This window comes from Chroogloeocystis siderophila 5.2 s.c.1 (genome assembly GCF_001904655.1).
Lineage (GTDB): Bacteria > Cyanobacteriota > Cyanobacteriia > Cyanobacteriales > Chroococcidiopsidaceae > Chroogloeocystis > Chroogloeocystis siderophila.
The window spans coordinates 36,447-61,282 of the sequence record NZ_MRCC01000022.1; the positions used below are offsets into that span (position 1 = coordinate 36,447).

Annotated in this window: 22 protein-coding genes and 1 pseudogene; 12 read left to right on the forward strand and 11 right to left on the reverse strand. The window is 44.4% G+C overall.

All coding sequences use genetic code 11. The features are described from left to right. The first annotated feature begins 84 nt into the window (after positions 1-84). Positions 85-2,133 (forward strand): single-stranded-DNA-specific exonuclease RecJ, encoded by a 2,049-nt coding sequence (gene recJ / locus NIES1031_RS20750; protein ID WP_073551358.1) that lies wholly within the window; start codon positions 85-87, stop codon positions 2,131-2,133. 240 nt (positions 2,134-2,373) lie between these two features. On the opposite strand, the gene NIES1031_RS24555 is transcribed toward recJ, so the two are convergent. Beyond that, positions 2,374-2,529, reverse strand: coding sequence for a hypothetical protein (locus tag NIES1031_RS24555; RefSeq protein ID WP_178378206.1), 156 nt, complete (start codon positions 2,527-2,529; stop codon positions 2,374-2,376). On the opposite strand from NIES1031_RS24555, the gene NIES1031_RS26455 reads away from it, so the two are divergent. Both NIES1031_RS26455 and NIES1031_RS25190 read left to right on the forward strand, forming a co-directional pair. Next, positions 2,500-2,700, forward strand: coding sequence for a hypothetical protein (locus tag NIES1031_RS26455; protein ID WP_407919513.1), 201 nt, complete (start codon positions 2,500-2,502; stop codon positions 2,698-2,700). The two genes, NIES1031_RS24555 and NIES1031_RS26455, sit on opposite strands and share 30 nt — an antisense overlap. A gap of 106 nt (positions 2,701-2,806) precedes the next feature. Continuing rightward, positions 2,807-2,965 (forward strand): LbetaH domain-containing protein, encoded by a 159-nt coding sequence (locus tag NIES1031_RS25190; protein ID WP_218596901.1) that lies wholly within the window; start codon positions 2,807-2,809, stop codon positions 2,963-2,965. Positions 2,966-3,357: 392 nt separating this feature from the next. On the opposite strand, the gene psb30 is transcribed toward NIES1031_RS25190, so the two are convergent. Then, positions 3,358-3,498 carry a photosystem II reaction center protein Ycf12/Psb30 gene (gene psb30, locus NIES1031_RS20765; RefSeq protein WP_015189210.1) on the reverse strand — a complete coding sequence of 47 codons (141 nt, stop codon included), beginning with the start codon at positions 3,496-3,498 and terminating at the stop codon, positions 3,358-3,360. A 204-nt stretch (positions 3,499-3,702) separates the two neighbouring features. Between psb30 and NIES1031_RS20770 the strand changes: the two genes are divergently transcribed. The 3 genes from NIES1031_RS20770 (at position 3,703) to NIES1031_RS20780 (ending at position 4,866) form a co-directional block, all read left to right on the forward strand. Then, positions 3,703-4,053, forward strand: coding sequence for a YkgJ family cysteine cluster protein (locus tag NIES1031_RS20770; RefSeq protein WP_073551359.1), 351 nt, complete (start codon positions 3,703-3,705; stop codon positions 4,051-4,053). Between the two features lie 184 nt (positions 4,054-4,237). After that, the gene (locus NIES1031_RS20775) at positions 4,238-4,549 is read left to right on the forward strand and encodes a TMEM165/GDT1 family protein (RefSeq protein ID WP_196797608.1); all 312 of its coding nucleotides are present in this window, start codon (positions 4,238-4,240) and stop codon (positions 4,547-4,549) included. Between the two features lie 23 nt (positions 4,550-4,572). After that, the gene (locus NIES1031_RS20780) at positions 4,573-4,866 is read left to right on the forward strand and encodes a TMEM165/GDT1 family protein (protein WP_073551361.1); all 294 of its coding nucleotides are present in this window, start codon (positions 4,573-4,575) and stop codon (positions 4,864-4,866) included. A gap of 55 nt (positions 4,867-4,921) precedes the next feature. On the opposite strand, the gene NIES1031_RS20785 is transcribed toward NIES1031_RS20780, so the two are convergent. Continuing rightward, positions 4,922-5,413 carry a hypothetical protein gene (locus NIES1031_RS20785; protein ID WP_073551362.1) on the reverse strand — a complete coding sequence of 164 codons (492 nt, stop codon included), beginning with the start codon at positions 5,411-5,413 and terminating at the stop codon, positions 4,922-4,924. Between the two features lie 194 nt (positions 5,414-5,607). Between NIES1031_RS20785 and NIES1031_RS20790 the strand changes: the two genes are divergently transcribed. Then, the gene (locus NIES1031_RS20790) at positions 5,608-6,186 is read left to right on the forward strand and encodes a DUF2808 domain-containing protein (protein ID WP_073551363.1); all 579 of its coding nucleotides are present in this window, start codon (positions 5,608-5,610) and stop codon (positions 6,184-6,186) included. Positions 6,187-6,241: 55 nt separating this feature from the next. Here the strand turns inward: NIES1031_RS20790 and NIES1031_RS23495 are convergent, their stop codons facing one another. Both NIES1031_RS23495 and recN read right to left on the reverse strand, forming a co-directional pair. Further along, complete coding sequence (locus NIES1031_RS23495; RefSeq protein ID WP_143167840.1) at positions 6,242-8,158, reverse strand: SBBP repeat-containing protein; 1,917 nt, start codon at positions 8,156-8,158, stop codon at positions 6,242-6,244. Between the two features lie 284 nt (positions 8,159-8,442). Continuing rightward, a complete protein-coding gene (recN, locus tag NIES1031_RS20805; RefSeq protein ID WP_073551364.1) occupies positions 8,443-10,164 on the reverse strand; it encodes a DNA repair protein RecN in 1,722 nt (573 codons plus the stop codon). Between the two features lie 286 nt (positions 10,165-10,450). Here recN and NIES1031_RS20810 point away from each other — a divergent pair, with 286 nt between their 5' ends. Next, positions 10,451-12,487, forward strand: a complete 2,037-nt coding sequence (locus NIES1031_RS20810; RefSeq protein WP_073551365.1) for an ABC1 kinase family protein — start codon at positions 10,451-10,453, stop codon at positions 12,485-12,487. 167 nt (positions 12,488-12,654) lie between these two features. On the opposite strand, the gene NIES1031_RS20815 is transcribed toward NIES1031_RS20810, so the two are convergent. Together NIES1031_RS20815 and NIES1031_RS20820 are read right to left on the reverse strand one after the other, a co-directional pair. Continuing rightward, positions 12,655-13,095, reverse strand: a complete 441-nt coding sequence (locus tag NIES1031_RS20815) for a hypothetical protein (RefSeq protein ID WP_073551366.1) — start codon at positions 13,093-13,095, stop codon at positions 12,655-12,657. A 235-nt stretch (positions 13,096-13,330) separates the two neighbouring features. Beyond that, complete coding sequence (locus tag NIES1031_RS20820) at positions 13,331-16,057, reverse strand: valine--tRNA ligase (RefSeq protein ID WP_073551367.1); 2,727 nt, start codon at positions 16,055-16,057, stop codon at positions 13,331-13,333. Positions 16,058-16,152: 95 nt separating this feature from the next. Here NIES1031_RS20820 and NIES1031_RS25840 point away from each other — a divergent pair. After that, a pseudogene (locus tag NIES1031_RS25840) lies at positions 16,153-16,413 on the forward strand (GxxExxY protein); the annotation flags it as partial. 205 nt (positions 16,414-16,618) lie between these two features. On the opposite strand, the gene NIES1031_RS20830 reads toward NIES1031_RS25840, so the two are convergent. Next, positions 16,619-17,629, reverse strand: coding sequence for a phosphoribulokinase (locus NIES1031_RS20830; protein WP_073551368.1), 1,011 nt, complete (start codon positions 17,627-17,629; stop codon positions 16,619-16,621). Positions 17,630-18,169: 540 nt separating this feature from the next. Here NIES1031_RS20830 and petH point away from each other — a divergent pair. From petH to NIES1031_RS20845, 3 genes are all read left to right on the forward strand, one after another. Beyond that, positions 18,170-19,477 (forward strand): bifunctional rod-capping linker CpcD/ferredoxin--NADP reductase PetH, encoded by a 1,308-nt coding sequence (gene petH, locus NIES1031_RS20835; RefSeq protein ID WP_073551369.1) that lies wholly within the window; start codon positions 18,170-18,172, stop codon positions 19,475-19,477. A 174-nt stretch (positions 19,478-19,651) separates the two neighbouring features. Beyond that, entirely contained in the window at positions 19,652-20,950 is a 1,299-nt protein-coding gene (locus tag NIES1031_RS20840; RefSeq protein ID WP_143167841.1) for a homoserine dehydrogenase, read from the forward strand. Between the two features lie 111 nt (positions 20,951-21,061). Further along, positions 21,062-22,048 (forward strand): S-layer homology domain-containing protein, encoded by a 987-nt coding sequence (locus NIES1031_RS20845; RefSeq protein ID WP_073551370.1) that lies wholly within the window; start codon positions 21,062-21,064, stop codon positions 22,046-22,048. Positions 22,049-22,273: 225 nt separating this feature from the next. Here NIES1031_RS20845 and NIES1031_RS20850 read toward each other — a convergent pair whose 3' ends face one another. The 3 genes from NIES1031_RS20850 to NIES1031_RS24015 all read right to left on the reverse strand — a co-directional run. Then, positions 22,274-22,714 carry a CAAD domain-containing protein gene (locus NIES1031_RS20850; RefSeq protein ID WP_015189192.1) on the reverse strand — a complete coding sequence of 147 codons (441 nt, stop codon included), beginning with the start codon at positions 22,712-22,714 and terminating at the stop codon, positions 22,274-22,276. Between the two features lie 858 nt (positions 22,715-23,572). Continuing rightward, positions 23,573-24,757 carry a class I SAM-dependent methyltransferase gene (locus tag NIES1031_RS20855; RefSeq protein WP_073551371.1) on the reverse strand — a complete coding sequence of 395 codons (1,185 nt, stop codon included), beginning with the start codon at positions 24,755-24,757 and terminating at the stop codon, positions 23,573-23,575. Further along, a partial coding sequence (locus NIES1031_RS24015; protein WP_143167737.1) for an NADH-quinone oxidoreductase subunit D-related protein occupies positions 24,757-24,836 on the reverse strand: 80 nt, incomplete at its 5' end. The genes NIES1031_RS20855 and NIES1031_RS24015, both read right to left, overlap by 1 nt.

Consider the following 24,836-nt stretch of genomic DNA (forward strand, 5'->3'; position numbering starts at 1 on the left):
ATCTAAAAGCGTAACCAAAGAATTAATTTTAAATTAAAGCAACTAAGAGTTAAAATATTTGGCGAGTTGCTTGTCGTATACACTGTGCTAAATCGCTCTAATACAAAATCGTCTCATCGTTCCCAGCGTCTACCAACTCAGCGCTGGCAAATTTATTCGGAACAAACGGAACTCGCCCAGAAACTGGCTGAGGCTACTCAACTATCGCCGATTGTCGGTCAATTACTGACTAATCGTGGTATAGAAACACTCGAACAAGCACAAGCATTTCTAGAACCCGAATCGCAAATCCTTCCTTCCCCCTTAGAGGAATTTTCCGATCTGGCGTTGAGTGTTGAGTTGTTGCACAGTGCGATCGCACATCAGCAAAAAATCGCAATTTGTGGCGACTACGACGCCGATGGGATGACTAGTACTGCGTTATTACTGCGATCGCTACGCTGGTTGGGTGCAAACGTTGATTACGCGATTCCTAGCCGGATGCACGAAGGCTATGGCATCAATCAGCGTATTGTCGAAGAGTTCAAGCGCGAAGGCGTAGAGTTAATTCTCACAGTTGATAACGGGATTTCCGCCTTCGATGCGATCGCCAAAGCTAGAGAACTCGATCTCAAAGTGATTGTCACCGATCATCACGACATCCCGCAACAACTACCCCCAGCTAACGCGATCCTTAACCCTAAACTCATTCCAGAATCCTCCCCGTATCGCGGACTTGCAGGCGTGGGAGTAGCATATATTCTGGCTGTCTCGCTGGCACAAAAATTAGGACAAATCGCTGGATTAGTCAAACCTCTGCTTGAGTTATTTACCCTCGGTACAATCGCAGATCTCGCGCCCTTAACCGGTGTTAATCGTCGCTGGGTAAAGCGTGGCTTACGGTTACTTCCGCAATCACAACTAGCCGGAGTGCAAGCTTTAATTCAAGTTGCAGGCGTACAAAATAACACGAATAGCGCCGTCAATGCAAAATCGCTTAAGCCTGATGATATCGGTTTTCGTCTAGGTCCAAGAATTAATGCTGTAGGGCGCATCGCCGATCCGCAAATTGTCATTGATTTACTGACAACAGACGATATGGGAATTGCGCTAGAACGCGCGATGCAGTGCGAACAAATTAACCAGCATCGTCAACAATTATGCGAACAAATCGAACAAGAAGCGATCGCCTATATTGAACAAAACCAAATCGATTTACTAGAAGAACGCGTTTTAGTCGTTGTGCAAGCTGATTGGCATCATGGTGTTATCGGGATCGTTGCATCGCGCTTAGTCGAACGCTACGGTGTTCCTGTTTTTATTGGTACGTATGAAGACGAACATCATATTCGTGGTTCCGCGCGAGGAATTCCCGAATTTCATGTTTTTGCCGCTTTAGAGTTTTGTCAAAGCTTATTAGGTAAATTTGGCGGACACAAAGCTGCTGGGGGCTTTTCGTTACCGGTGGAAAACTTAACCGCGCTGCGATCGCGGTTGCGGGAATTTGCGCATCAATGCTTGCAAGTCGAACATCTCAAGCCACTAATTAAAATCGATGCACAAGTACACTTCAGTCAAATTGATCGTCAATTATACAAGCAATTAGACGCGCTGCATCCTTGCGGAATTGATAACCCTAATCCGCTATTTTGGACAGCAAATGTCGAGGTGATCGAACAGCGAATTGTCGGTAAAGGACATATCAAACTGAAACTAGCACACAATGAAGGTACGCAACGATTTGAGGTGAATGCGATCGCCTGGAGAAAGGCTGGCGATTATTTTCCGCTACCACCACGCATCGATATTGCCTACTGCTTGCGCGAAAATACCTGGAACGGTAACACAACAATTGAACTTGAACTAGTTGGCGTGCGCCTACCAACACAACCCATTAAAATCGCATCGCCATCTTCAAAAGCTGTATTCTATTACAATCAACGCCGTTATATCTGTGGCATATTTGCGAGTAGTTCAACAGCCGAATTGCGCATAAAAAACGATCAAGGTCAAATATTGGCGATCGCGCAAGGAGATTCCACAGGATTTTTAGGAACTAAGCGCGAAACTGCTCAACAAGTTGATATCACGCGATCGCACTTTCACCAATTAGTCATCGCCGCGTATACTGCTTTAAATCAGTTACCTAAGTGAATTATTCTGTTGTTAGGTGACTTACGTTATTAGAGTTGCGTAAGTTCCCTCTCAAGCAGCATCCATATGGCGTTTGAATTCGACCATCTTTTGATTTGTACTGATGTCGGGGCTGATGAGGCGGATCGTTTAGCATCATTCGGTTAATTGAAGGCTCGTCTAACACCCATGCTGAGCAAGATACAGCCAATCGCCGTTTTTTCTTCCCTTCCACAACGCCATGTTGGAACTGTTATGGATTCACAATTCTGAAGAAGCCAAATCCGAGCCAATTGCTCCCACTTGCCTTTGGGAACGGTGGCGCGATCGCAACAATAGTGCTTGTCCGTTGAGCCATACATCGCCATTGATCCTGAGCTTGAAAGTATGCACAAAAAAGCACAAAATCTCTTGCATATTTTCAATGTGTCACTTCCTGAGGAGTGCGAAAAACGGCGCGAGATTGTGCACATCTTTTTGGATCAGTCGGTCAAGTTTTTGAGGTTAAGCCGCCCTTTCATTGCGATTATGGTTGCCACATTTATGCTGAAGAGAATTTATATATTAATTACGATTGCATTATCTTAGACTGCAATAAAGTTTATCTTGGTAACAATGTATTGCTTGCTCTAAAGTACAAATCTACACAGCGTACCATTCTCTCGATCCAGAAATGAGAAGATCCAGTTTGGAGATGGCTGCACCGATTGCAATTGGCGATGACGTTTGGATCGGCGGTGGAGCAATTACTTGTCCAGGAGACACAATTGGCGCAGGAAGCATTGTTACCAAAAATATTCCTGCTAACGTCGTTGCCGCAGGAAATCCTTGTAGAATTATTAGAAACTTATAGCTTCGATAGCATCATAACTTCACAGATCAAAGCAACCATATTATCTCTGGTAATAACTAGATTAGTCGTTAGTAACTAGTCACTAGTTTTTTATCAACAATCAACTGGATTTGACATCATTAATACTGGACGCTGCTGTTATCTTTTCTTTTTAAATTTGAATAATTGAGTGAGGAATAAGAGGGCGATCGCTAACCGCAGAAGAATTGAGGAAGGCAGAAGGAAAATTTATTTTTGCTCTCGCTTCATGGTTGCAAGCCCCTAAATTTATTTATGAAAAACAAAAAGATGTTCGAGACGCGCAGCGTTAGAAATACGGAGTATATCAAAAGTTAAATCTCCTAAATTTATTTATGGAGATACATAATCGCCTTCTGCCTTCTTGACTCCTTCTACATATTGCCGCCGCGTGCTGCCAAAATAAAGATGATAATTGGACCAGCAAGCATGATCAGCGCAACACTGACTAGCTGAAAAAAGGTTTCCCATTGAAAAGTGCTGAGTCCCTCAAAAATTCCAGATACAACGTCCATTTTTCCTCCCATTACCTAGCCGAATCAGTAACTCAGATAAAGCTCCGCACTCGATCTTACCTGGATGACGATGACTCGATTTAACTAACTTAATAAATCTATAAAAAACAACAAACAATCATTGCCGCTTTCTCATACTACTGACTTACCGAATAAAACCGTTAAACTCGAAGTGCAAGAAAAATCATAGCCCAAATTTGACTTATGGCTACCTGGCGTTGTGTAAAGCAATGTGGAGCCTGCTGTAATCTTGACCCAGCAGAGCGTCCAGATATTGAAGATTATTTATCACCCGCAGAACTCGAACTCTATTTGAGTATGGTTGGTGCAGACGGCTGGTGTATCAACTACAACCACGTTACACGCGAATGCCGCATTTACCCAAATCGTCCGCGCTTTTGCCGCGTAGAACCTGCAATATTTCAAGATATGTACGACATTCTCCCAGAGGAATTAGATGATTTTGCCATCGAATGCTGTCAGCAGCAAATTAGTGGCGTTTACGGCGATCGCAGCCTTGAAATGTTGCGCTTCGATCAAGCTATTAAAGACTAATTTCTCACATTCCTGCGAACGTGGGGTTGATTTTTTTAACCAAGATCAGAGAAAATGAAAAAAATATGAAAGCGCTGCGACGTTTTGAATACCTGTGAAAATTGAATTACCCACCCAGTTACTTGAAGAATCTCAACTCGAACCTGAGCATATTGCAATCGCCGTTGAAAAGCCTAACGATCCGATAACGGAGACACAATCGCATTCAGCTTCTGCACAATCTTCATGGACAGTATTCGCAACAACCTTCGTCACGATATTTTTAGCCGAGTTTGGCGATAAAACACAACTATCCACGCTCTTGATGAGTGCTGAATCTCAATCTCCTTGGATTGTCTTTAGTGGTGCAGCGGTAGCAATGGTCATCACAAGTTTACTAGGTGTTCTCTTAGGGTGCTGGATTGCAACTCGCATTGCACCCCGAACTGTAGAAAAACTTGCAAGTGCTAGTTTACTCTTGATTTCCATGATGCTGCTTTGGGACGTCGTGCAGTAGTCTCGCTGTTTAGGGTTCAAAAAATGGATTGGAATTTACTTGGGCTAAGTTTTATCACGGTATTTTTATCCGAACTCGGCGACAAAAGCCAATTAGCGGCGATCGCCCTCAGCGGACGTTCTCGATTTTCCCGTGCAGTCTTTCTGGGGACAGTAGCCGCGCTATTATTAACTAGCTTACTCGGTGCTTTAGTCGGTGGATGGACTGCTGAACTATTACCTGTAAAAACAACAAAAATACTCGCGGCGGTAGGATTTACCTTTCTTGCAATTCGCTTGTGGCACAACTCTGAGTTATCTCACAACGAAGAAAACTAAAAGTCCCTTACTTAGTGTAGGAGACTTTTTTGCACGCATACTCATTTAATTCAACTTATCTGCGGATTCCCCGCCACAAAAGAGTACCACCAGCAATAAATTTTACAGCTTCTAATACCCAGTAGCCTGCGTGTAACAGGTTCATTGTCGTAGGAACCTCGGTTGCTGAGTCAAACAAATTCAACTGTAATCCTGTTGCAGACATTTGCGGAGTTAAAAAATAAGTAGCAAACAAAGGTACAGCTAGTAAAAGTAAGGCTAAAATCGTTGTACCGCGTTGCCAATTATCTTCGGTAAATTGTGTTTTATTTAACACTAAAACCCCAGTCACTACCAAAGCTGCTGCTAATAGTTCGATGCGATTATAATTCCAGAAAATCAAGTAGCCTGCTGTCGTAAAGCCAGTTTGAGTCATCATTCCAGAAATATATAAACTGGGCATAATTACCCAATCTAAAATGAGGCTAGTACTTAGCCAGAACCCCATAGTTAAGATGACAACGTTCTGCCAAACAGAACGTTTGAATTGAATACTAGAAATAGTCATATAATTGCCTTGATTTACTTTTATATTTTTAGCTTAACGAATTTGTTATGGCATAAATGTGAAATATCTTTTAAAACTTTGGAGATGCAGCGCAAAAGTACTTTTTATCTATTTACGAAAGTTTAAATAAGAATTATTAAAAATACTATTCAAGTCATAATTAATGAAAGAGCGCTCAGAACAACATTAAAGTAATGAATCTGCTAAATCCGAGTGTTTTACTTAGCACAACACTTATCTTAATGACAGGGATAAGTGGAATCACTCCACGAGTGGCGCAAGCAGTTCAGTTGAGAGACGGTACAGTTTACTTTGTACAGCCACCAGATTTAGTTGCTGCGACAACGACATTCAAGGGCGTTAGCGCTTGGGGTGCAACATACTACTTCACAGTTAATGTTCCAGCGAATGCTGGTGAACCGCTGCAAAGAGTCACAATTACGCAACGCGACGGAAGCGATAATATTCGCTTTAGACTTGATGATAGCCGTGCATTTGAAGGAACACGCGATCACCGAGGTACACAATTAACTTTAGGTGAAGTCACACGCGATCGCGAAACGAGAACTGTTAATGTCACATTTGACCCGCCAGTTGCGCCAGGAAGAACAATTACAATCGGCTTACGCCCTGTCCGCAATCCGCTATTCTCTGGCGTTTATCTCTTTGGTGTTACAGCGTTTCCCCCAGGCGAAAAAGCCCACGGTCAATTTCTCGGCTTTGGGCGGTTTCACTTCTACGGTAACAATCGACCATTTCTCTTATGGAGGTAATGACGATGATCAACAAGCCGATTCCATACTCGTACTATACGGTTCTCATGCCGTATTAGAACTTAGCAACAAAGACATCTGTACCACCTGCACTTGCATCTGCGAGTGTCCCAAACGTAGTACCAGTAATATAGACATTACCTAAGCTATCCAAAGCAATACCAGACGCTCTATCTGTAGAAGTTGTACCAAGCGTTGTTCCCTGTTGCATCACGCCATTACTGTTAAACTGCAAGAAATAAGCATCCCAAGTTCCGTAAGCAGTGCTACCAAATGAATTCTGACTCGCACCAGCTACATAGATGTTACCGCTGGCGTCAACTTTGACATCAGATGCACCAGTAGGCAAATTTCCCCCAAATTGAGTTGTCCATAGACGCGATCCATTGCTACCGAATTTGGTCAAGTAACTTTGACCGGTTCCTGTACCCCCTAGGTTGCCAAAAGAATTACCTGTAACATACACATTACCACTCGCGTCAACTGCAACTCCATTGCCCGAATCATTACTCTTAAGACCAAATTGGCGAATCCATTGCTGAGTACCCGTGCTGTTGTACTTAACTAAGAAAGCATCATCGCTTCCCGCATTTGTCGCACCTAGATTCCCCGCAGTTCGCCCGCTAATGTAGACTGCACCTGTGCGATCGACAGCAATTCCATATCCTTCATCCCAAGCATTAGAATTTGGAGTTCCTACACGCTTAAACCATTGCGTTGCACCATTGCTCGTGCGATATTTGCCAACAAAAGCATCAAAGTTGGTACTACCACTATTCGCGGTTCCTGTTACGTAGAGAATACCAGCAACATCTACAGTGAGATCGTTGACTTGCGCATGTCCACCCAACCCGATCGTTGCGCCAAGTCGTCGTAACCAGGTTTGATTACCATTGCCATCATACTTGGCAATAAAAGCATCTCCAGAGACATTAGCAGCGACAGCAGCACTTGATCCACTTCCCCCAATGTAGACGTTGCCAGATCCATCTACCGCAACCGCATTAACATCATCGTTAGTCCAAGTCTCAATCTCTCGAATCCACTGGAGCGTACCGCTGCTGTTATACTTTGCCAGAAAGCCATCCGTAAAACCTGCATTATTACCTAGTAACTGACCAGGAGTTTCGCCCACAACATAGACATTTCCTGAACCATCAACTGCTACATCTTTCGCGCTGTCAAAGTTAGAAGCTGTACCTAGTTGCTTAACCCACTCCAAGCTAGAACTTATCGGAGGCGTAGCAATTGTGAGTGTATAATTGGTGCTGTTTGTAACCGCCGGAGTCACGCGCAGAAAGTAAGTACCTGGATCAATGAATCGAGCGATCGTTTGTGCTGGCGTTACCCCATGAAACCCATTGAGCGCACTCTGAATGACATTACCGTTACTGTTTAGAAGTTGAACGTTCGCATTGGCTCCTGCATTGGTTAGAAACGCATTCAAATTGCTGCGAGTTGTCACATTGAAGCGATAAACATCTGCTGTGTCAGTAACTCCTGTTCCCGTATTTCCGACAAAATCTCTATAAGTATTGGTGAACTCTGTAGGAGGCGTACCAATGTTGCGCGCTGTTACTGTTGTTGCACCCGCAGCATCGGAAACTAATGTCAGGTTATAGTTTGTGTCACCACTAACTTGGTAAACTCGAACATAGTAGTCACCTGCTGCCAAATTTGAGAGATTGATCTGTTCGGATGCTGTACCAGTGCGTGTTGAGCTACCGATAACTTCGCCTGGATCAACAGTTCGATTAAAGTTAGCATCGCGTATGACTTGCAAATCGGCATTTGCGCTCAAGCCACTTAATAACACACTCAGACTACTACTAGATGCGCTAAAACTGAACCGAAAATAGTCATTGGGGTCAGCAGTGCCGACTGCATCACTCAACACAGCACTTCTACCACTTATTGTTGAAAGTCCATAAGCTGTACTCAGCGTACTACCTGGATCTGGCGTAAGAACCATGTTTAAGTTTATACCTTTATTTAAAGTTTTAAGTTTCTTATACAAACAAGCAATTGTAGATACACCAACTTGCAACGTTTGCACAAAAACTAACCTAATTGGCTGCTGACCGAAGAGGAGAGGAAAGGTGAAAGAATGAATTATGCCTCTGACCTCTGCGACAATCTCAAATTTCAACAATCTAATCAGATTTTTTCACTACTTAATTCTAAAATGCGTTTTAATTCACAATGATTTTGGGATTGCTACAGATAAGATTATTTGCTAGTTGGCAAATCGCTTACCTACAATGGCACGCGACGTTGCGCAGCTTGAGTGAGTAGCGATTCAGCAAACGCGATCGCATCATGTGCTGATTTACCACCCGCAAGCGTTGCGAGTTCTTCGCGGCGAGTCGTGAAGTTATCAAGTGCGGTGACTCGCACGATTGTACGCAAATCAGAAGTTGTAGAAGTTTCCTCCACAACTTTATCAACACGAAAGTGTCGATCTGCCATTGCTGCAACTAAAGGTTGGTGTGTGACACACAACACTTGATGATGTTGACTGAGTTGGTGTAATTTTTCAGCGATCGCCTGTGCAACTCTTCCGGAAACTCCAACATCAATTTCGTCAAATATTAATGTTCCTACAGCGTCGGCTTCAGAAAAACATGATTTCAATGCCAATAAAAAGCGGCTCATTTCGCCCCCCGATGCGATCGCCGTTAGCGGTTGTAATGGTTCGCCTGGGTTTGGACTAAACAAGAACGTTATTTTATTTGCGCCCATTGCTGTAGGAGATGTCGCCATCACTTCCACCTGAAACTGTACCTTTTCCATTGCCAAAGGTTTAAGTTCTGCAACCAATCGTGCTTCGAGTTGTGCTGCGGCAGTTTGACGTAGCTCTGTTAATTTGTGACAAGCTTGATTTAATTTCTTAAGATATTTTTGTTCTTGTTGTTCTAAAACTTCAACCGAGTATTCGCTGCTATTGAGTTCTGCTAATTCGGCAGCAATTTTCTGATAGTAGGCGATCGCATCGGGTAATGTCGGACCATACTTCCGGCAAATTTGCTTGAGTTCGCGAATGCGTTCTTCGACTTCAACAAGTCGCTGCGGATCAGCTTCTAAACTTTCACCATAAGCATTAATTTGTCGCCCAGCTTCGGTGACAGCGGCTAAAGCTTCACTTACCAAGTCTAAAATCGGCTGTAACTGCGCATCATACTGTACCATATCGGTTAACTTTGCTTCCGATTGCGCGAGTAAATCAGCACTAGCAGGCGCGTCATCGTCGTTTTGATACAACGCTTGGTAAACTTGGTAACTCAATTGCTGCAACTCGACAACGTGACTGAGACGCTGGCGTTCTTGTTCGAGTTGTTCAAATTCATCCGCTTCAGTGAGATTTGCGGTTTTGAGTTCTTGGACTTGATATGTAAGTAAATCGAGTTGTTGCAAGCGATCGCGTTCTGATTGTCGCCGTTTTTCGAGTACGGTTTTTGCTTGCTGATAATCCGCAAAAGCTGCGGTAACAATTTCGCGCTGTTGAAAATGCGCTTTACCACCATAAGCATCTAACCAATCGCGAACTTGTGCGGGTTGTCCAACTTGTACTGTTTGCCCTTGTGCGGTAATTTCGACGATGCGATCGCGCAATTCTGCCATTAATTGACGATTGACAAGAATACCATTCACCCGCGATCGACTGCGGAGGCTACCGCCGGTTGTCGTCATTTCGCGACTACAGACAATACAATCTTCATCGATTAGCTCAATTTCTTGCGCCGTCAACCAAGAAATCATCTTCGCGTCGAGTTTAAACGTTGCTTCTACCAACGCCCGACTTGTTCCAGTGCGAATCACGCGACTAGAAACTTTACCGCCCAACGCCGCATCGATCGCATCCAAAATAATTGATTTTCCTGCACCAGTTTCGCCCGTTAACACATTTAAACCAGCGCCAAAGTCTAGTTCTAACTGGTCAATCAACGCAAAGTTTTCGATCCGCAGGCAGATTAACATAATAAAGTTGAATTCACCGTGAGGGCAGATGCCGCAAGCTGACAATCTAGAGGAGACTATTTTTCATTATGAGGAACATGCGACAAGCTCGATCGATCTTTTTTTTGCGCCATCGCCGATTTTGTACCAAAATTTCATGAATGCCTTCTGGCGAATTGTTTAAATAGATTGGCGATTCATTCACAGCCCCAACTGCTGTATCTTTCGCAAAAAACTGAAACTGAAGCTTATTGCAAAAAAAATGTTACAATTATTAACATAGTTCCGCTACAGCGGTTAGAGATTCATGAACGGAAAATACTACTCTTCACAACTTAATGAGCCTGTAATTACCCTAGCTATGCAAGTAAATGACCTAACCGTCGTAGAGGAGCGACCATCACATCATACCGTTCTTCCCAGTGTTGTAGAACCAGAAATGCTGCGCTACGACCCTGATGAAATAGCCGAATATTTTCGTCACAGACCACTTGAAGTTCTAGGGCGAATCTTCAGAGTCATATTTCCTATTCTCAGCTTTGCGTTTGGTTTATGGTGGGATCGCCAACGCAACCGCGCAATTGAAAATCAACAGCGTCGGGCAATTCAGTTACGTGAATTGTTAACTCGATTGGGACCTGCGTATATCAAAATTGGTCAAGCGTTATCTACGCGACCTGATTTAGTTCCGCCATTATATTTAGAAGAGTTAACACAGCTACAAGACCAACTTCCGCCTTTCCCGAACGAAATTGCGTACCAATTCATCGAAGAAGAACTCGGCGATCGCCCCGAAAACATCTACGCCGAATTATCGCCACAACCACTTGCTGCTGCTTCTTTAGGACAAGTTTATAAAGGTAAGTTAAAAACAGGCGAGACAGTCGCGGTTAAAGTTCAACGTCCCGACTTACGCGAGTGCATCACCGTAGACCTGTATATATTGCGCCGCATCGCAGCGTGGGCAAACAAAAATATCAAGCGCGTGCGCAGCGATTTAGTCGCGATTTTGGACGAATTCGGCTATCGCATCTTTGAAGAGATGGATTACATCCACGAAGGAGAAAACGCCGAACGCTTTGCTCAGCTTTACGGTCACATCAAAGATATCTACGTTCCCAAGATTTATTGGCAGTATACGCAGCGTCGTGTCCTGACGATGGAGTGGATCGTCGGAACCAAGTTAACTCAAGCCGAAGCGATTCGCGTGCAGGGAATTGATGCGCGTTATCTCGTTGAAGTCGGCGTTCAGTGTTCGCTACGCCAATTACTTGAACATGGCTTTTTCCACGCCGATCCACATCCAGGTAACTTGTTAGCAACTCCTGATGGCAAATTAGCATATCTCGACTTTGGCATGATGAGCGAGATTGAACCGCATCAACGCTATGGTTTGATCGAAGCGATCGTCCACATGGTTAACCGTGACTTTGAGGGTTTAGCCCACGATTATGTCAAACTCGACTTTTTGACTCCAGATACCGATTTAACTCCGATTATTCCAGCGTTAGCGCGTGTCTTTAATAATGCTTTAGGCGCAAGTGTTGCCGAGCTAAATATTAAAAATATCACCGACGAGCTATCGGCATTGATGTATGAGTATCCCTTCCGCGTTCCAGCATACTACGCATTAATTATCAGGTCGTTGGTAACGTTAGAAGGAATTGCGATTAACATCGACCCTAACTTTAAAGTTCTCAGTGCGGCTTATCCATACGTTGCGAAGCGGTTACTCACCGATCCAGCACCCGAATTACGCGCCTCGTTACGCGATCTTCTGTTTAGAGATGGTCGTTTCCGTTGGAACCGGTTAGAAAACTTATTACGCAATGCGCGTAGTAGCCAAGAATACGATTTCAATCAAGTTTTAGAGCAAACAATCGAGTTTCTCTCGTCCGAACGCGGTGCTTTCATTCGCAACAACCTTGTCGATGAAATTGTCAAAGGAATTGATGCTTTAGGTCAAAATACTTTACACAACGTCACAAGTAACCTACGCGATCGCATTCTCAAAGCGCCTCTAGCCAACCGCCTCGCGTGGGCAATTGAAGAAGCACCCAACGCCCCCGTTGAGCAAGAACAAACGCTAGAACACATTAGACGCGTGTGGAATATCCTACAAGAAACACAAGGCTTTGACACCGCCAAAATCGCGCCCCAGATTCCACAACTTTTGTTGAAACCTGAATTACAACGCATGGGTCAACAAGTTGCTAGCCGCTTAGCCCAACGCGCGATCGCTCGTTTGATTCGAGAAGTATTAGTTTCGCCCGAACCAGCCTACACTAACGGTCAAGTTAAAAGACCTGCCCTCGCGCCTGTTCCAGCTAAAAAAATAAGATAGCCTAGCGAATAAATTCGCGGCTAGTAAACAAAGTCCGCCTGCGCGGACTACGCCACGTTTTATCCTCTCAAAACACCGTTTCAGTGTGGCTTATCACACTTAGTTCAAATAGCCCCCGACTTCAGTCGGCGGGCGTCTGCGATTTATGGAAAAGATTTTGTAGCTACTCAATTTTCCCCTTCGCGTTCGCGCTTTAAACTTTCTTCCAACGCTTGAATTTGTTCGCGACGTGCTTCAACCTCAAGCGATCGCCGTGCTAATTCTTGAGTTTGTAAAGTTAAAGTTTGTCGCCACTGTTCTGCTCTTTCGGTTTCCTGCTGCAAAAACGCTGGAGTAATGCCACTCGTTAAATAAGTTTTGATCAAATCCAGCACCCAATTTGTCGCATTTTCGATATGTTTAATTTCCCCTGTAGGAGATAACTCCAATAAAATAAGTAAGCCTTCGTGCAGTTGTTCAGCATCAGAGCTTTTCAACACCTCAGCCAGAGGAATGACTTTTTCCTCAGTAAGAATTGCCCAGGTGTACTCGGCTTCTTGAACTGCCAGTAACCGAAGATTCAACTTACCAGATAATTGGTGTTTTTGCACCTGAGCCAAATGTCGCATTGCCCATAGTAGATTTCAGAGGTTTAGAGTTCAGAGGTCGGAAATAAAAGCTAGTTGAGGCAACGCTTCTAAGCTTCCAGAATTTCCTACCTTGTTGACCATTGCTATAGTATATGAGTTACAAACGAAGGTGAGTAAAATTGTATCTAGAAAGTACCCCAATCATTTCTAAAAACCTCTCCTTATTCTTCCCTCAGTGTGCTCTGTGCCTCTGTGGTTCGTTAAAAAAGAGAATCTAAGCCAAACGCCGCAACCGTTCTTGAAGAATCTGCAACTGTGTTTGGGCTTCTGCAAACGCATCTCTTGCACCTTGAACAACTTCAGCCGGAGCCTTATTCACAAAATTAGGATTATTTAGCCGTGTAGCGAGTGCTGTGACTTCAGCTTCAAGCTTCGCAATATCTTTCTTAAGCTTAGCCCGCAACGCTTCCACATCAACGACACCTGTAAGCGGAATGAGTACTTGGATCGTACCAATAACCCCAGCAATTACCGATTCAACTTGTTCGACAGTAGCCGTAATCTTTAATGTTTCGACTTTCGCCAATTCCTGAATGTAAAATTGTCCTTGTGTCAAAATTTCGCGCTCATGAGCGCTTTCACTTTGTAAAAAAGCGGTGACTTTAACTCCAGGCTTAATATCCGCTTCAGCACGTAGATTCCGAAGTGTGCGGATAGTACCAATGAGTAAATCAAACCGTTGTTCCAACTCTGGATCGATGAGGTTTTGATCGACCTCTGGATACGATCGCAATGCTAAAAATTGATTTGTATCTGCTTGCGTCAGCGTGTGCCAAATTTCCTCAGTAATATGCGGCATAAATGGATGCAGCAGTTGTAGAATTCCTTCTAAAACATAACCTAGAGTTTGTTGCGCAACTTGTCGCGAAGCGGTTGTCGATTTGTTTTGCAGACGTGATTTCACAAGTTCAATGTACCAATCGCAGAAATCACCCCAAATGAAATCGTAAAGTCCCTTCGCAGCTTCTCCTAATCCATATTTATCGATATAATCACTCGTTTGTTGCACAACTTGATAGAACCGTGACAGAATCCAGCGATCGCTTAATTCTAATTCGCAGTTAGGTGCACCTAACTGCTGCGGTGTTTTTCCATCCAAATTCATCATCACAAACCGCGCCGCGTTCCACAGTTTATTCGCAAAGTTACGCGATGCTTCGACTGAAACTGATTCATTCGTTTTGCGGTTGTATTCGAGTCGAATATCTTGTCCCGCGCCTGCGACTTCTTTAATTAAGGTGTAGCGAAGTGCATCTGTACCATATTTATCAATTAAAATCAAGGGGTCAATGCCATTATTTGCCGACTTCGACATTTTCTTATTATTTTCATCGCGCACCAAGCCGTGGATATACACATCCTTGAATGGCATTTGTCCGGTAAAATGTCCTGCTAGCATTGTCATGCGCGCCACCCAGAAGAAAATGATGTCAAAGCCTGTAACCAACGTAGACGTCGGGTAATAAAACTCCAAATCGCGAGTTTGCTCAGGCCAGCCCAAAGTCGAAAATGGCCATAATCCTGAAGAAAACCACGTATCTAAAACGTCAGGGTCTTGCTCTAGTTTGACATCTTCTCCAAACTGGGTAGTAGCTTTTTCTTGTGCCTCCGCTGCACTGCGCGCCACGACAAACGGCGTTGCATCCGTAATTTCTCCATTCGTTTCACTAACAGCGTACCAAGCAGGAATTTGATGTCCCCACCACAACTGACGCGAGATACACCAATCTTTGAGATTAACCAGCCAGTCGCGATAAACTTTCGTCCAGCGCTGTGGAATAAACTCTGGCGAATTGCGTTCATCAAGAAATTCCAGTGTGCGATCTGCCAGTGGGCGAATTTTGACAAACCACTGCGTTGAAAGTAAGGGTTCTACAGGAACCTTACCGCGATCGCTATACGGCACGGTATGTTTATACTCTTCTACCTTGACTAAAACTCCGTCAGTTTCTAATCGCTGCACGACATTCTTCCGCGCCACAAACCGATCTTGCCCTTGAAACGGTCCCGCATTTTCATTGAGCGTACCGTCCTTGTTCATGATGTTGATAAACGGCAAATCGTGGCGCTTACCCATCTCAAAATCATTCGGATCGTGCGCTGGAGTCACCTTAACGCACCCTGTACCAAACTCCATCTCAACTAACTCATCCGCAATTATGCGAATTTCACGATTGAGAATAGGGAGAGTCAGCGTTTTACCAATCAAATGCTTGTAGCGATCATCATTCGGATTCACCGCCACCGCTGTATCACCCAACATCGTTTCAGGGCGCGTCGTCGCGACTTCTACATAACCGGATCCATCGCTCAACGGATAGCGAAAATGCCACAAATGCCCGTTAACTTCCTGGCTTTCCACCTCCAAATCTGACACCGCCGACTGCGTAGCCGGACACCAATTCACCAGATAGTTTCCGCGATAAATCAACCCTTCTTCATACAGCCGAACAAAAGCTTCTAAAACTGCCTTCGATAAACCTTCATCCATCGTAAAGCGTTCCCGCGACCAATCTGCCGACACACCCAAGCGTCGCAGTTGGTTGACGATTGTCCCGCCCGATTCTGCCTTCCATTGCCAAGCGCGTTCGAGAAACTTCTCGCGTCCCAAGTCGTAGCGCGTTTTACCCTCCGCCTTGAGTTGTTTTTCCAAAATTGCCTGCACTGCAATACTCGCGTGATCCGTCCCAGGAAGCCACAGTGTATTGCGTCCTTTCATGCGGTGGTAGCGCACCAGCGTATCAATCAAGGCACTTTCAAAGGCGTGTCCCATATGCAAACTACCCGTGACATTTGGCGGGGGAATGACGATGCAATAGGGTTCGCCGCCGTTTTCCGGGTTGGCTTGGAACGCTTGGTTTTCTTCCCACGCTTTTTGCCACTTGGCTTCGGTGGAGAAGGGTTCGTAGAGGCTGGGCAGATTGGTCACAGTTGCGGTCATGGAGGGAAGACTATATGAGAACAGCTTATATAAGATTTTGCCACAGGGTGATGGAAGGAACGAACTACAAAGGCGCAGAGAACGCAGAGGAAAAGATGTTAGGAGAGAATGTGAATCAGTTGACCGAGGCTTTGATTGGAGCGGCAATTGAGGTTCATCGGTTGTTGGGACCAGGTTTTTTAGAGACTGTTTACGAGGAGGCTTTGTGTGTTGAACTTCGGCTACGTAAAATACCGTTTACGCGCCAGCCAGTGGTTGCAGTGCGTTATAAGGGAGAGCAAGTTGGTGAAGGTAGATTAGATTTACTCATTAGCAACACTTTAATCGTTGAATTAAAAGCTGTGGAAAAACTCGCCCCAATTCACGAAGCGCAAGTCCTCTCCTACCTAAACAGGTTATCCACTCGCCTTACTTATCAACTTCAACGTTCCTCTCCTCAAAAATGGCATCAAACGCCTAATTCTCTCTTAATCTTTTCTCTGTGTCCTCTGTGTCTGGAGTGGTTCGTTAAAAAAAAGGACGCATTCTGCTGCGCCCCAAAAACTTACAAGCCGCTTACTTCTAAACTTGAACCGCAACTTTTTCTTTATTCTTCGCTGCCATCAAACGCTCATAAGTTGCCCGCATTTTCAAGCCTGTCAACACCTGGAATAACCCTGTGCCATTGTTCGAGCCAGGATACTCGCGGTGCTGTAGCAATAAATGCGTCATTTCACCAGGATACTTGGTCGAAGTATTGCTCAAATGCGTCTCGATGTAGCTGACTTCTTCCAATCGGTCGAACTGACCATCGACTTCTAGTACCGAAACATAGCGACCATAATAAACATCTGAGCCATAGAATAGTCGCATTCCAGGATACGAGCAAGTCAGTTTGCGACCACAAGGTGTCCAATGAATTGTTGATCCTTCGTCAAATAAATATACTGGATCGAAGCCTTCTTTTCCTTCGCGTTGAAGCATCCGTACGCGTAATACTTTGCGTTCGGTGTCGTCTTTAATCAGATTTGTAGGTAATACCTGTAATACGACATCTGCAAATTCTCTTTGTGGCTCGATGTACGCTTGAAAGTCAGGACGACGCGCATTAATCGCTTGAAGTACGTCTTCGTAACGATGACCCCGTTCTGCCATGTCGCGTTGAATTTTCCAGGCAATTTTGACTTCGTCGCTAATGTCCAAGTAAACGCTGAAGTCGAGGAGCGATCGCACCCGCTCGTCATATAACGGATGTAAACCTTCGACCACAATAATATGATTCGGCTCGACCCGCTCTGGCGGGTCGATCATGCCGGTTTCGTGGTTATAAATCGGTTTATCAATCGCTTGACCGTTCTTGAGCGCTTTAATCTGCTCGTACATTAGGTCAAAATTATTTGCTCTAGGGTCAAGTGCAGTTATTCCGGTTTCTTTACGCTGTTTGCGATCCAAACTATGATAGTCGTCAAGACAGATGACTGTGAGAAACTCTTCTCCAAATAAATCTGTTAAACGGCGTAAAAATGTGGATTTCCCGCATCCGGAGTCTCCGGCAACGCCAATTAGAACCACGCGGTCCGGCTTACTGGTCATAGGTGTCCTCTAACAACAAGATGAGTCAATTGCTAAGTTTTCGCTTATCTTTAGCCCAGGGGTTATTCTGTTGGTTAGCTGGCTGTGGATACGAAACCACAGAGCTTTTGACAGGAGACAACGTATTCGCGTAACACTCCAGCAATCCCCAACTTGGGAGACGGGAGATATAGCTGTTAAGTATTTAGTCCTACCGTTATAGTAGATCCTACCAGAATGTAAACTACTCTACAAGGCTGACGCGAGCGTTATCGTCTGTCTCAGTACTTATGCTAAGGTTTAGTTGCGCATTTTTATAAAAAAATCAAAACTGACTCACTCTTGACATTATGCAAGTTGTTTACCCGATAGGGTGGTAAAAGCTTAATTGTCATTGCTGCAATTGCTGCTGAGTAAAGAGTGAGTGTCGTAGGGTTCAGTTTATGAATAAAGGCTACTGTCTTTAAATATTTTTTACTTCCGCGCTCCGGCGGTAAAATTTGTTTTGGGCAGAAACTTTTTTTAGTAACAAGTTAAGTAGGGATCGGAGAAAATTCATCGATGTACAACTCAAGCGCCGCTGATGGTGCTGCCAATACAGTATCTGGTAGCCGCGTTTTTATTTACGAAGTAGTCGGGTTACGCCAGAACGAAGAAACTGACAAAACCAACTATCCTATTCGTCAAAGCGGTAGTGTTTTTATCAGAGTGCCTTACAGTCGTATGAATCAAGAAATGCGGCGAATCACTCGTCTCGGCGGCAAAATTGTTAGCATTCACCCCCTGAACGGTGATGGCGTAGCTAATGGTTTTTCAGTAATGAAAACACAAGCAAGTCACAGCCAAGGAAATGGCGCATCAGCCACACCCGCGACTGCGACAAGCGAATCTAATGCCATCAAATCAGACGACCAACAGCCAAAAACTTCTGAAAAAAAAGGCAAGCCTATGACTCAAGCAAAGGCTAAAGAATCGCACGCTGATGTTCCGGTTAACATCTATCGCCCGAATGCTCCTTTTATTGGTAAGTGTATCTCGAATCAAGAGTTAGTCGGTGAAGGTGGTATTGGTACTGTCCGCCACCTGATATTTGATATCTCTGAAGGCGATTTACGCTATCTAGAAGGTCAAAGTATCGGTATTATCCCCCCTGGAACTGACAAAAACGGTAAGCCAGAAAAACTTCGCCTATACTCGATCGCCTCGACACGTCATGGCGATTATGTTGATGACAAAACGGTATCACTTTGCGTTCGCCAACTAGAGTACAAGCACCCAGAAACGGGAGAAACTGTTTACGGTGTTTGTTCAACTTACCTGTGTCATCTAGAACCTGGTGAAGATGTCAAAATTACCGGTCCTGTCGGTAAAGAAATGCTCTTACCGAGTGACCCAAACGCGAATATTATCATGTTCGCTACCGGAACAGGTATCGCACCTTTTCGGGCTTATTTGTGGCGGATGTTTAAGGATGAAGAAAAAGCCGCTAACCCTGATTATGAATTTAAGGGTTTTTCTTGGCTCATCTTTGGAATTCCTACAACTCCCAATATTCTCTACAAGGAAGAACTTGAAGAAATTCAACAAAAGTATCCTGATAACTTTCGCTTAACATACGCGATTAGCCGCGAACAGAAAAACTCTCAAGGCGGTAGAATGTACATCCAAGACCGCGTAGCCGAACACGCTGATGAATTGTGGAAAATGATTCAGCAAGATAACACGCATACTTACATTTGCGGTCTCAAGGGTATGGAAGGTGGTATTGATGAGGCACTATCAGCAGCAGCAGCTAAAGATGGCGTCAACTGGATAGACTACCAGAAACAAATGAAAAAGGCTGGTCGCTGGCACGTAGAAACGTACTAGAGATCAGGGTTCAGAGGTCAGAGATCAGAGGAGGAAGATAAATTTATACCTAAAGGCGTAGTCCAAAGTATGAGGCGTCTTGCTCAAATTCAGAAGCTTGACATTAAAGGCGTTCCCTGACCTCCGACCTCTAGCCTCCGACCCCTTGTGTTTGGTGAACTGGTACGAAAAACTGTGACTTTTAAAGTTGGTTTGCTAGGATTAGGAACCGTCGGCACGGGTACTGCACAGGTACTACTCGATCCTACTGGACGGCATCCGTTATTACAAGAAATCGAAATTTACCAAATCGGAGTGCGATCGCTCGCCAAAGAGCGTGGTATAAATCTTCCGAAAGATATATTGACAAAAGATTTAGAAGCAATAGTTACTGCGTCAGAGGTGGATATTGTTGTCGAAGTTCTAGGTGGATTAGAACCCGCGCGCTCGCTCATCCTCAAAGCCATTCATCACGGAAAACACGTCGTTACCGCCAATAAAGCCGTAATTTCGCGTTATGGGGACGAAATTTTTACAGCGGCGAATGCGGCGGGTGTCTACGTCATGCTAGAAGCGGCGGTAGGTGGCGGTATTCCTGTGATTCAACCACTCAAGCAAGCTTTAAGCGTTAACCGCATTCAAGCCGTAACAGGAATTGTCAACGGCACAACGAACTACATCCTGACACGGATGCAAACCGAAGGTAGTGACTTTAACGCAGTTTTAGCCGATGCCCAAAAACTCGGTTACGCCGAAGCCGATCCCACTGCGGACGTAGACGGGTTAGACGCCGCCGATAAGATTGCGATTCTTGCTTCTTTGGCGTTTGGCGGGCGCATCAAGCTACAAGAAGTTTATAGTGAAGGAATTCGTAACGTCAGTCAAGCAGATATTGCGTATGCCGATAAACTCGGCTTTGTGATTAAACTCTTAGCAATTGCCCAACGAACTCCATCCTCGTCAGCGCTTTCAGTCAGAGTCCACCCGACGCTGGTGGCGCGATCGCATCCTTTAGCGAGTATTAATGGCGTCTACAACGCGATTTTAATCGAAGGCGAACCTTTGGGACAAGTGATGTTTTATGGTCCTGGCGCAGGGGCTGGGGCGACGGCAAGTGCTGTCGTTTCAGATATTATGAACGTTGCCGCTGTTTTGAAAACAAAAAGCGATCGCGTCCAAACGCAATTCAATCCTTTACTTGCTTGTTCGCATCAAGATTATTGCGCGATCGCCCCAATGGCGGAACTTACAACGCGATTTTATGCCCGCTTTTTGACAAAAGATCGTCCTGGTGTCATTGGTAAATTAGGAACTTGTTTTGGCAACTACGGCGTCAGCCTAGAATCAATCGTGCAAATTGGTTTGCAAGGCGATTTAGCCGAAATCGTCGTTGTCACCCACGATGTCCGCGAAGGAAATTTTCACTCATCTTTAACTGAAATTCGTACCCTCGAAGCAGTAGATAGCATTCCTAGCGTGCTACGAGTTCTCTAGAGGCAAATTTATTCGCGATTTTTCGGTAAAATTCCCCAAATTGGAGTATTTCAAAATTTGCACCTGTGGGTTACTTTTTTAAGAGTTAGATTTACCTATTTGGTAGTTCAGATGACAAATCTCCCTCCCGATCCGCCGTCATCGCCAAGAAGTCCCTTAGGATTTGATGAGTTTATCGCCATTTTGGTTGCTTTAGGTGCCATTGGCGCTATTTTGCTTTGGTCAATTGGTCGTCGCGATCGCGGTTTCGACTGGGTTGGTATTCCTGGATTATTAACGCCATCGCCCTCACCAACGGTGACTCCCACGTTGGCACCAACTCCACCAGCTGCAACAGCAACACCGATACTACCACTGCCACCAGCTGCTCCAACCACACCGTCACCCGAAGCACTTGTACCTGCACCCACACAACCCCAACCTTTTGCAGGTATTGTTCCTGTTCCCGCGCCCGTCCCGCAAGCAACACCAACACCGACACCAGAACAACTGCAACCCATTGCGTTTGTTGATGTCCCCGAAAATTATTGGGCTCGTCCCTTTATCGATGCGCTTTCGGCACGTGGGATCGTAAGTGGCTTTGCTGGCGACTATTTTCGCCCTGATGAACCAGTAACGCGTGCAGAGTTTGCCGCAATTTTACAAGCGGCTTTTGACCAACCGCCAGGGTCTGGAGAACAGGCGATCGCTTTTACAGATGTTCCCGCTGATTTCTGGGGAGTTCCAGCAATTGGTAGCGCGATTAGAAGTGGCTTTATGCGAGGGTATCCAGGAAATATCTTCCGACCACAACAACAGATTCCGCGTGCCCAAGTATTAGTGGCGCTAGCAAGTGGTTTAAACTTACCAACTCCTCAAAATCCTAATCAGACATTGGGTGTATTTGGCGACGCCAACCAAATTCCTAACTGGGCAGTTGAACAGGTAGCCGCTGCAACCGATGCCGGTTTAGTCGTCAACTATCCTGAAACAAATGTGCTAGAACCAAACCGTAATGCGACCCGCGCTGAAGTAACTGCTTCTATTTACCAAGCTTTAGTGCGTGCAGGTAGATTAGAACCAATTCAATCTCAATACGTAGTACAACAGCAGCAATAAATTTAGATAAGCTTGGCGACTGAAGTCGCAGCTAAAAAACTAAGTCCACGAAGATGGACTCAAAATAAGAACCAAAAACCTGTGAAGACAGGTTTTGTTTGTCCAGGTGTGCTTTTAACCGCTAGCCTCAAAGCAAGAAAATATATATCGACAAAATAAACGGGCGCAGGTTTTGTTAAATACAATTCCCTCGCCCTTAAAATTCGCTATGTTGGTTAATAGCTTTTATGATTCCGGTAGTTGCTGACTGCCAATTACTTGCTTTTTCAACGATTGTAGTTCTTGTGATAACTCTTGGCGTTTGGAAGCTTGCAGTAAATAGCGGTTCACAAACCAAACTGAGTAACCAATCCCTACGAGTTCAAAAGTTGGTGCAAGTAGTGGAATATCATTGAGTGCATCTAACACAGCTAGAACTACCTTAACAGTAATAATAGCTGCCAGGATTAAACCGACAGTAATAATCGGCTGCTTGTACTCATTGAAAAATCTGCCAATATAATCAGGTAGTTGAGCGAGAAATTCAGAAATTTGCGAGCCAACACGCCGCCACTGTTCGTCTTGTGTAGAGGGTGGTAAAGTAGCTAGAGGTGCTGAATCTGAAACCCCTATCGTTTCTGAAGAAGTAGGGTTTGCGTATTCCGGTGGTTGCACTTGTGATTCCATAGTTTTAAGGTCGTTTTCCAATGTCAACTTTTACGAGTGTTTTCCGGTGATACTGTAAATGTGTAGCACCGCTATGTTTGGCACAGAAAAGTATTCTCGATTTCTTTTTACGATACTTGACTCACAAGTGTGCTTCATCAACTCCAAGATAGAGAGGCGCAATTGTGAGAAAAGTCAGAAGACAGAATAATAAATCCTCCTTTTACGTATAAACACCTAAACTAAGATAGCTGATTTTACTAATTTTTCAGCTTTAAATTTCTCTCTCTTACGCAATTTTTATGGAATTGCTGGAGTATAACTATTTTTGCTTAGTATATCACCTGATTTTTCTGTCAATTAGGTGCGAGGATGCAATAGAAGCTATTTGCTACTAGCCAAGGTTAGAGATAATTTATAATAAGCGAACCACTCTTTCGTTGACTGTGTTAAATTTAACGCTCGCCTTGAGGTTAAACTATCAAACCAAGAGCCACAGTCACATAACAATCAGCCACCAGCAGCAAAAGTAGCCATAATCAAAACTGAAAGGAGAATACCAGGTGTAAGTAGCAATATCAGCATCAATAAGTCATGCGTATTCATTTTGGCCTCCTTCTAGGACTTTAAACTCACTTTATTTACTGTCATCAAAAATGTACTCACGCTTGTGGAGGATTGTGCTGTCATTGAGGAAGTACACGCTTAATCTTCTACAGCGTATCACTCATTAATTTACACAACTTGGCTGTTCCTGGAAGTTAGATAATCTGAAAAGATAACTTTCGACGATGACTTGACAGACGGGGACTTAGCAAGTGTAGTAAATAGAGCAAATTTACCTTTACTAACTCTAGCAGATCGCTCGTAGTGAACAGTTCAAATTAAAGGTGAATTTAAACCTTTAAGTAGCGTCTGCGCGATCGCTTTACCTTGAACTAAGACGTTGAATCCACCAAGCCCGATAGGATCAAGTAGCTGATGCAAACTATCCCTTCGCTGTAGTAGCTTTTGCACTGATGGCGGTGATAGTGTCGCAAGTGCAGCAATGCGATTCCCTAATCCCAAAGCCATCAAAAATAATCCTTGCTGCGTCAAGCCTACCGTTGTTAAACCACACAATTCACCCCATACTTGCAGCGCTGTAAAATCGACGTGCGCTGTAATATCTTGTTTTCCAACGTAAATGTAAGGATTATTATGGCGATGATGGCGATAGTAACATTGCAGTGTTCCTTGTCGAAATGGGTTGTAGTAGCGGCTAGCCGAATAGCCATAATCGATCGTTAACACGTAACCTCGCTGGAGTTTTGCTGCTACCGTTTTCAACCAATCTAAAGCTGCTAAATTGACTTCACTACGATAACCTTCAGGATAAGCGGGAGAAGGTAACGCAATCTTGATTAAATCAAAGTAATCAAAAATCCTGGCTGTTGAAACTTCGCCTACAACTTCTGCAAATGTCGCTTGGGGATCCGTGGTTTTCTGAGTTGTGACGTAAATTTCGCGTAATTGTCCGTTTTTGATAGTAATTTGATGTACAGGAAACGCGTCTACAAGTTCGTTAGAAAAGCAGCAGCCGACAATTGAGTTATCGGGAATTTCTGCAAGCGTTAGCCATTGAAGGCGATTGTGGTACTTTTGGAGTCGCTGTTGCTGTTCTTGAATTAATGTAGGCGATCGCTCAATAATGACATAATTAAGCGCTGCTAAAAAATCTGGATAGTGCCTTTCGAGATAGTTCAAGATATCCAACGCTAGAATACCTTGACCGGCGCCCATTTCTAGAAGCGTAAAAGGAATCGGTTTTTCTAAAATTTCCCAGATTTGCAGAAATTGTTCGGCGAGTAACTCGCCAAAATCTGCGCCTAAATGCGGCGAGGTAAAAAAATCACCTTGCTTACCAAGTTTCGTGGCGTGAGTTGTATAGTAACCGTGCTGAGGATGATACAGCACTAAATCCATATATTCCGCAAAAGTAATGCGCTGCTGCGGACTTTCTGCTATCCGCAGCGCGATCGCCTCACACAACGTCGGATGAGAATCACTAACCAGTTGCGTCATCAACGGTCTACAGAACCCATGATGATATCTACACTACCCAGGATCGTGACGATATCAGCAACCTTTACACCGCGTAACA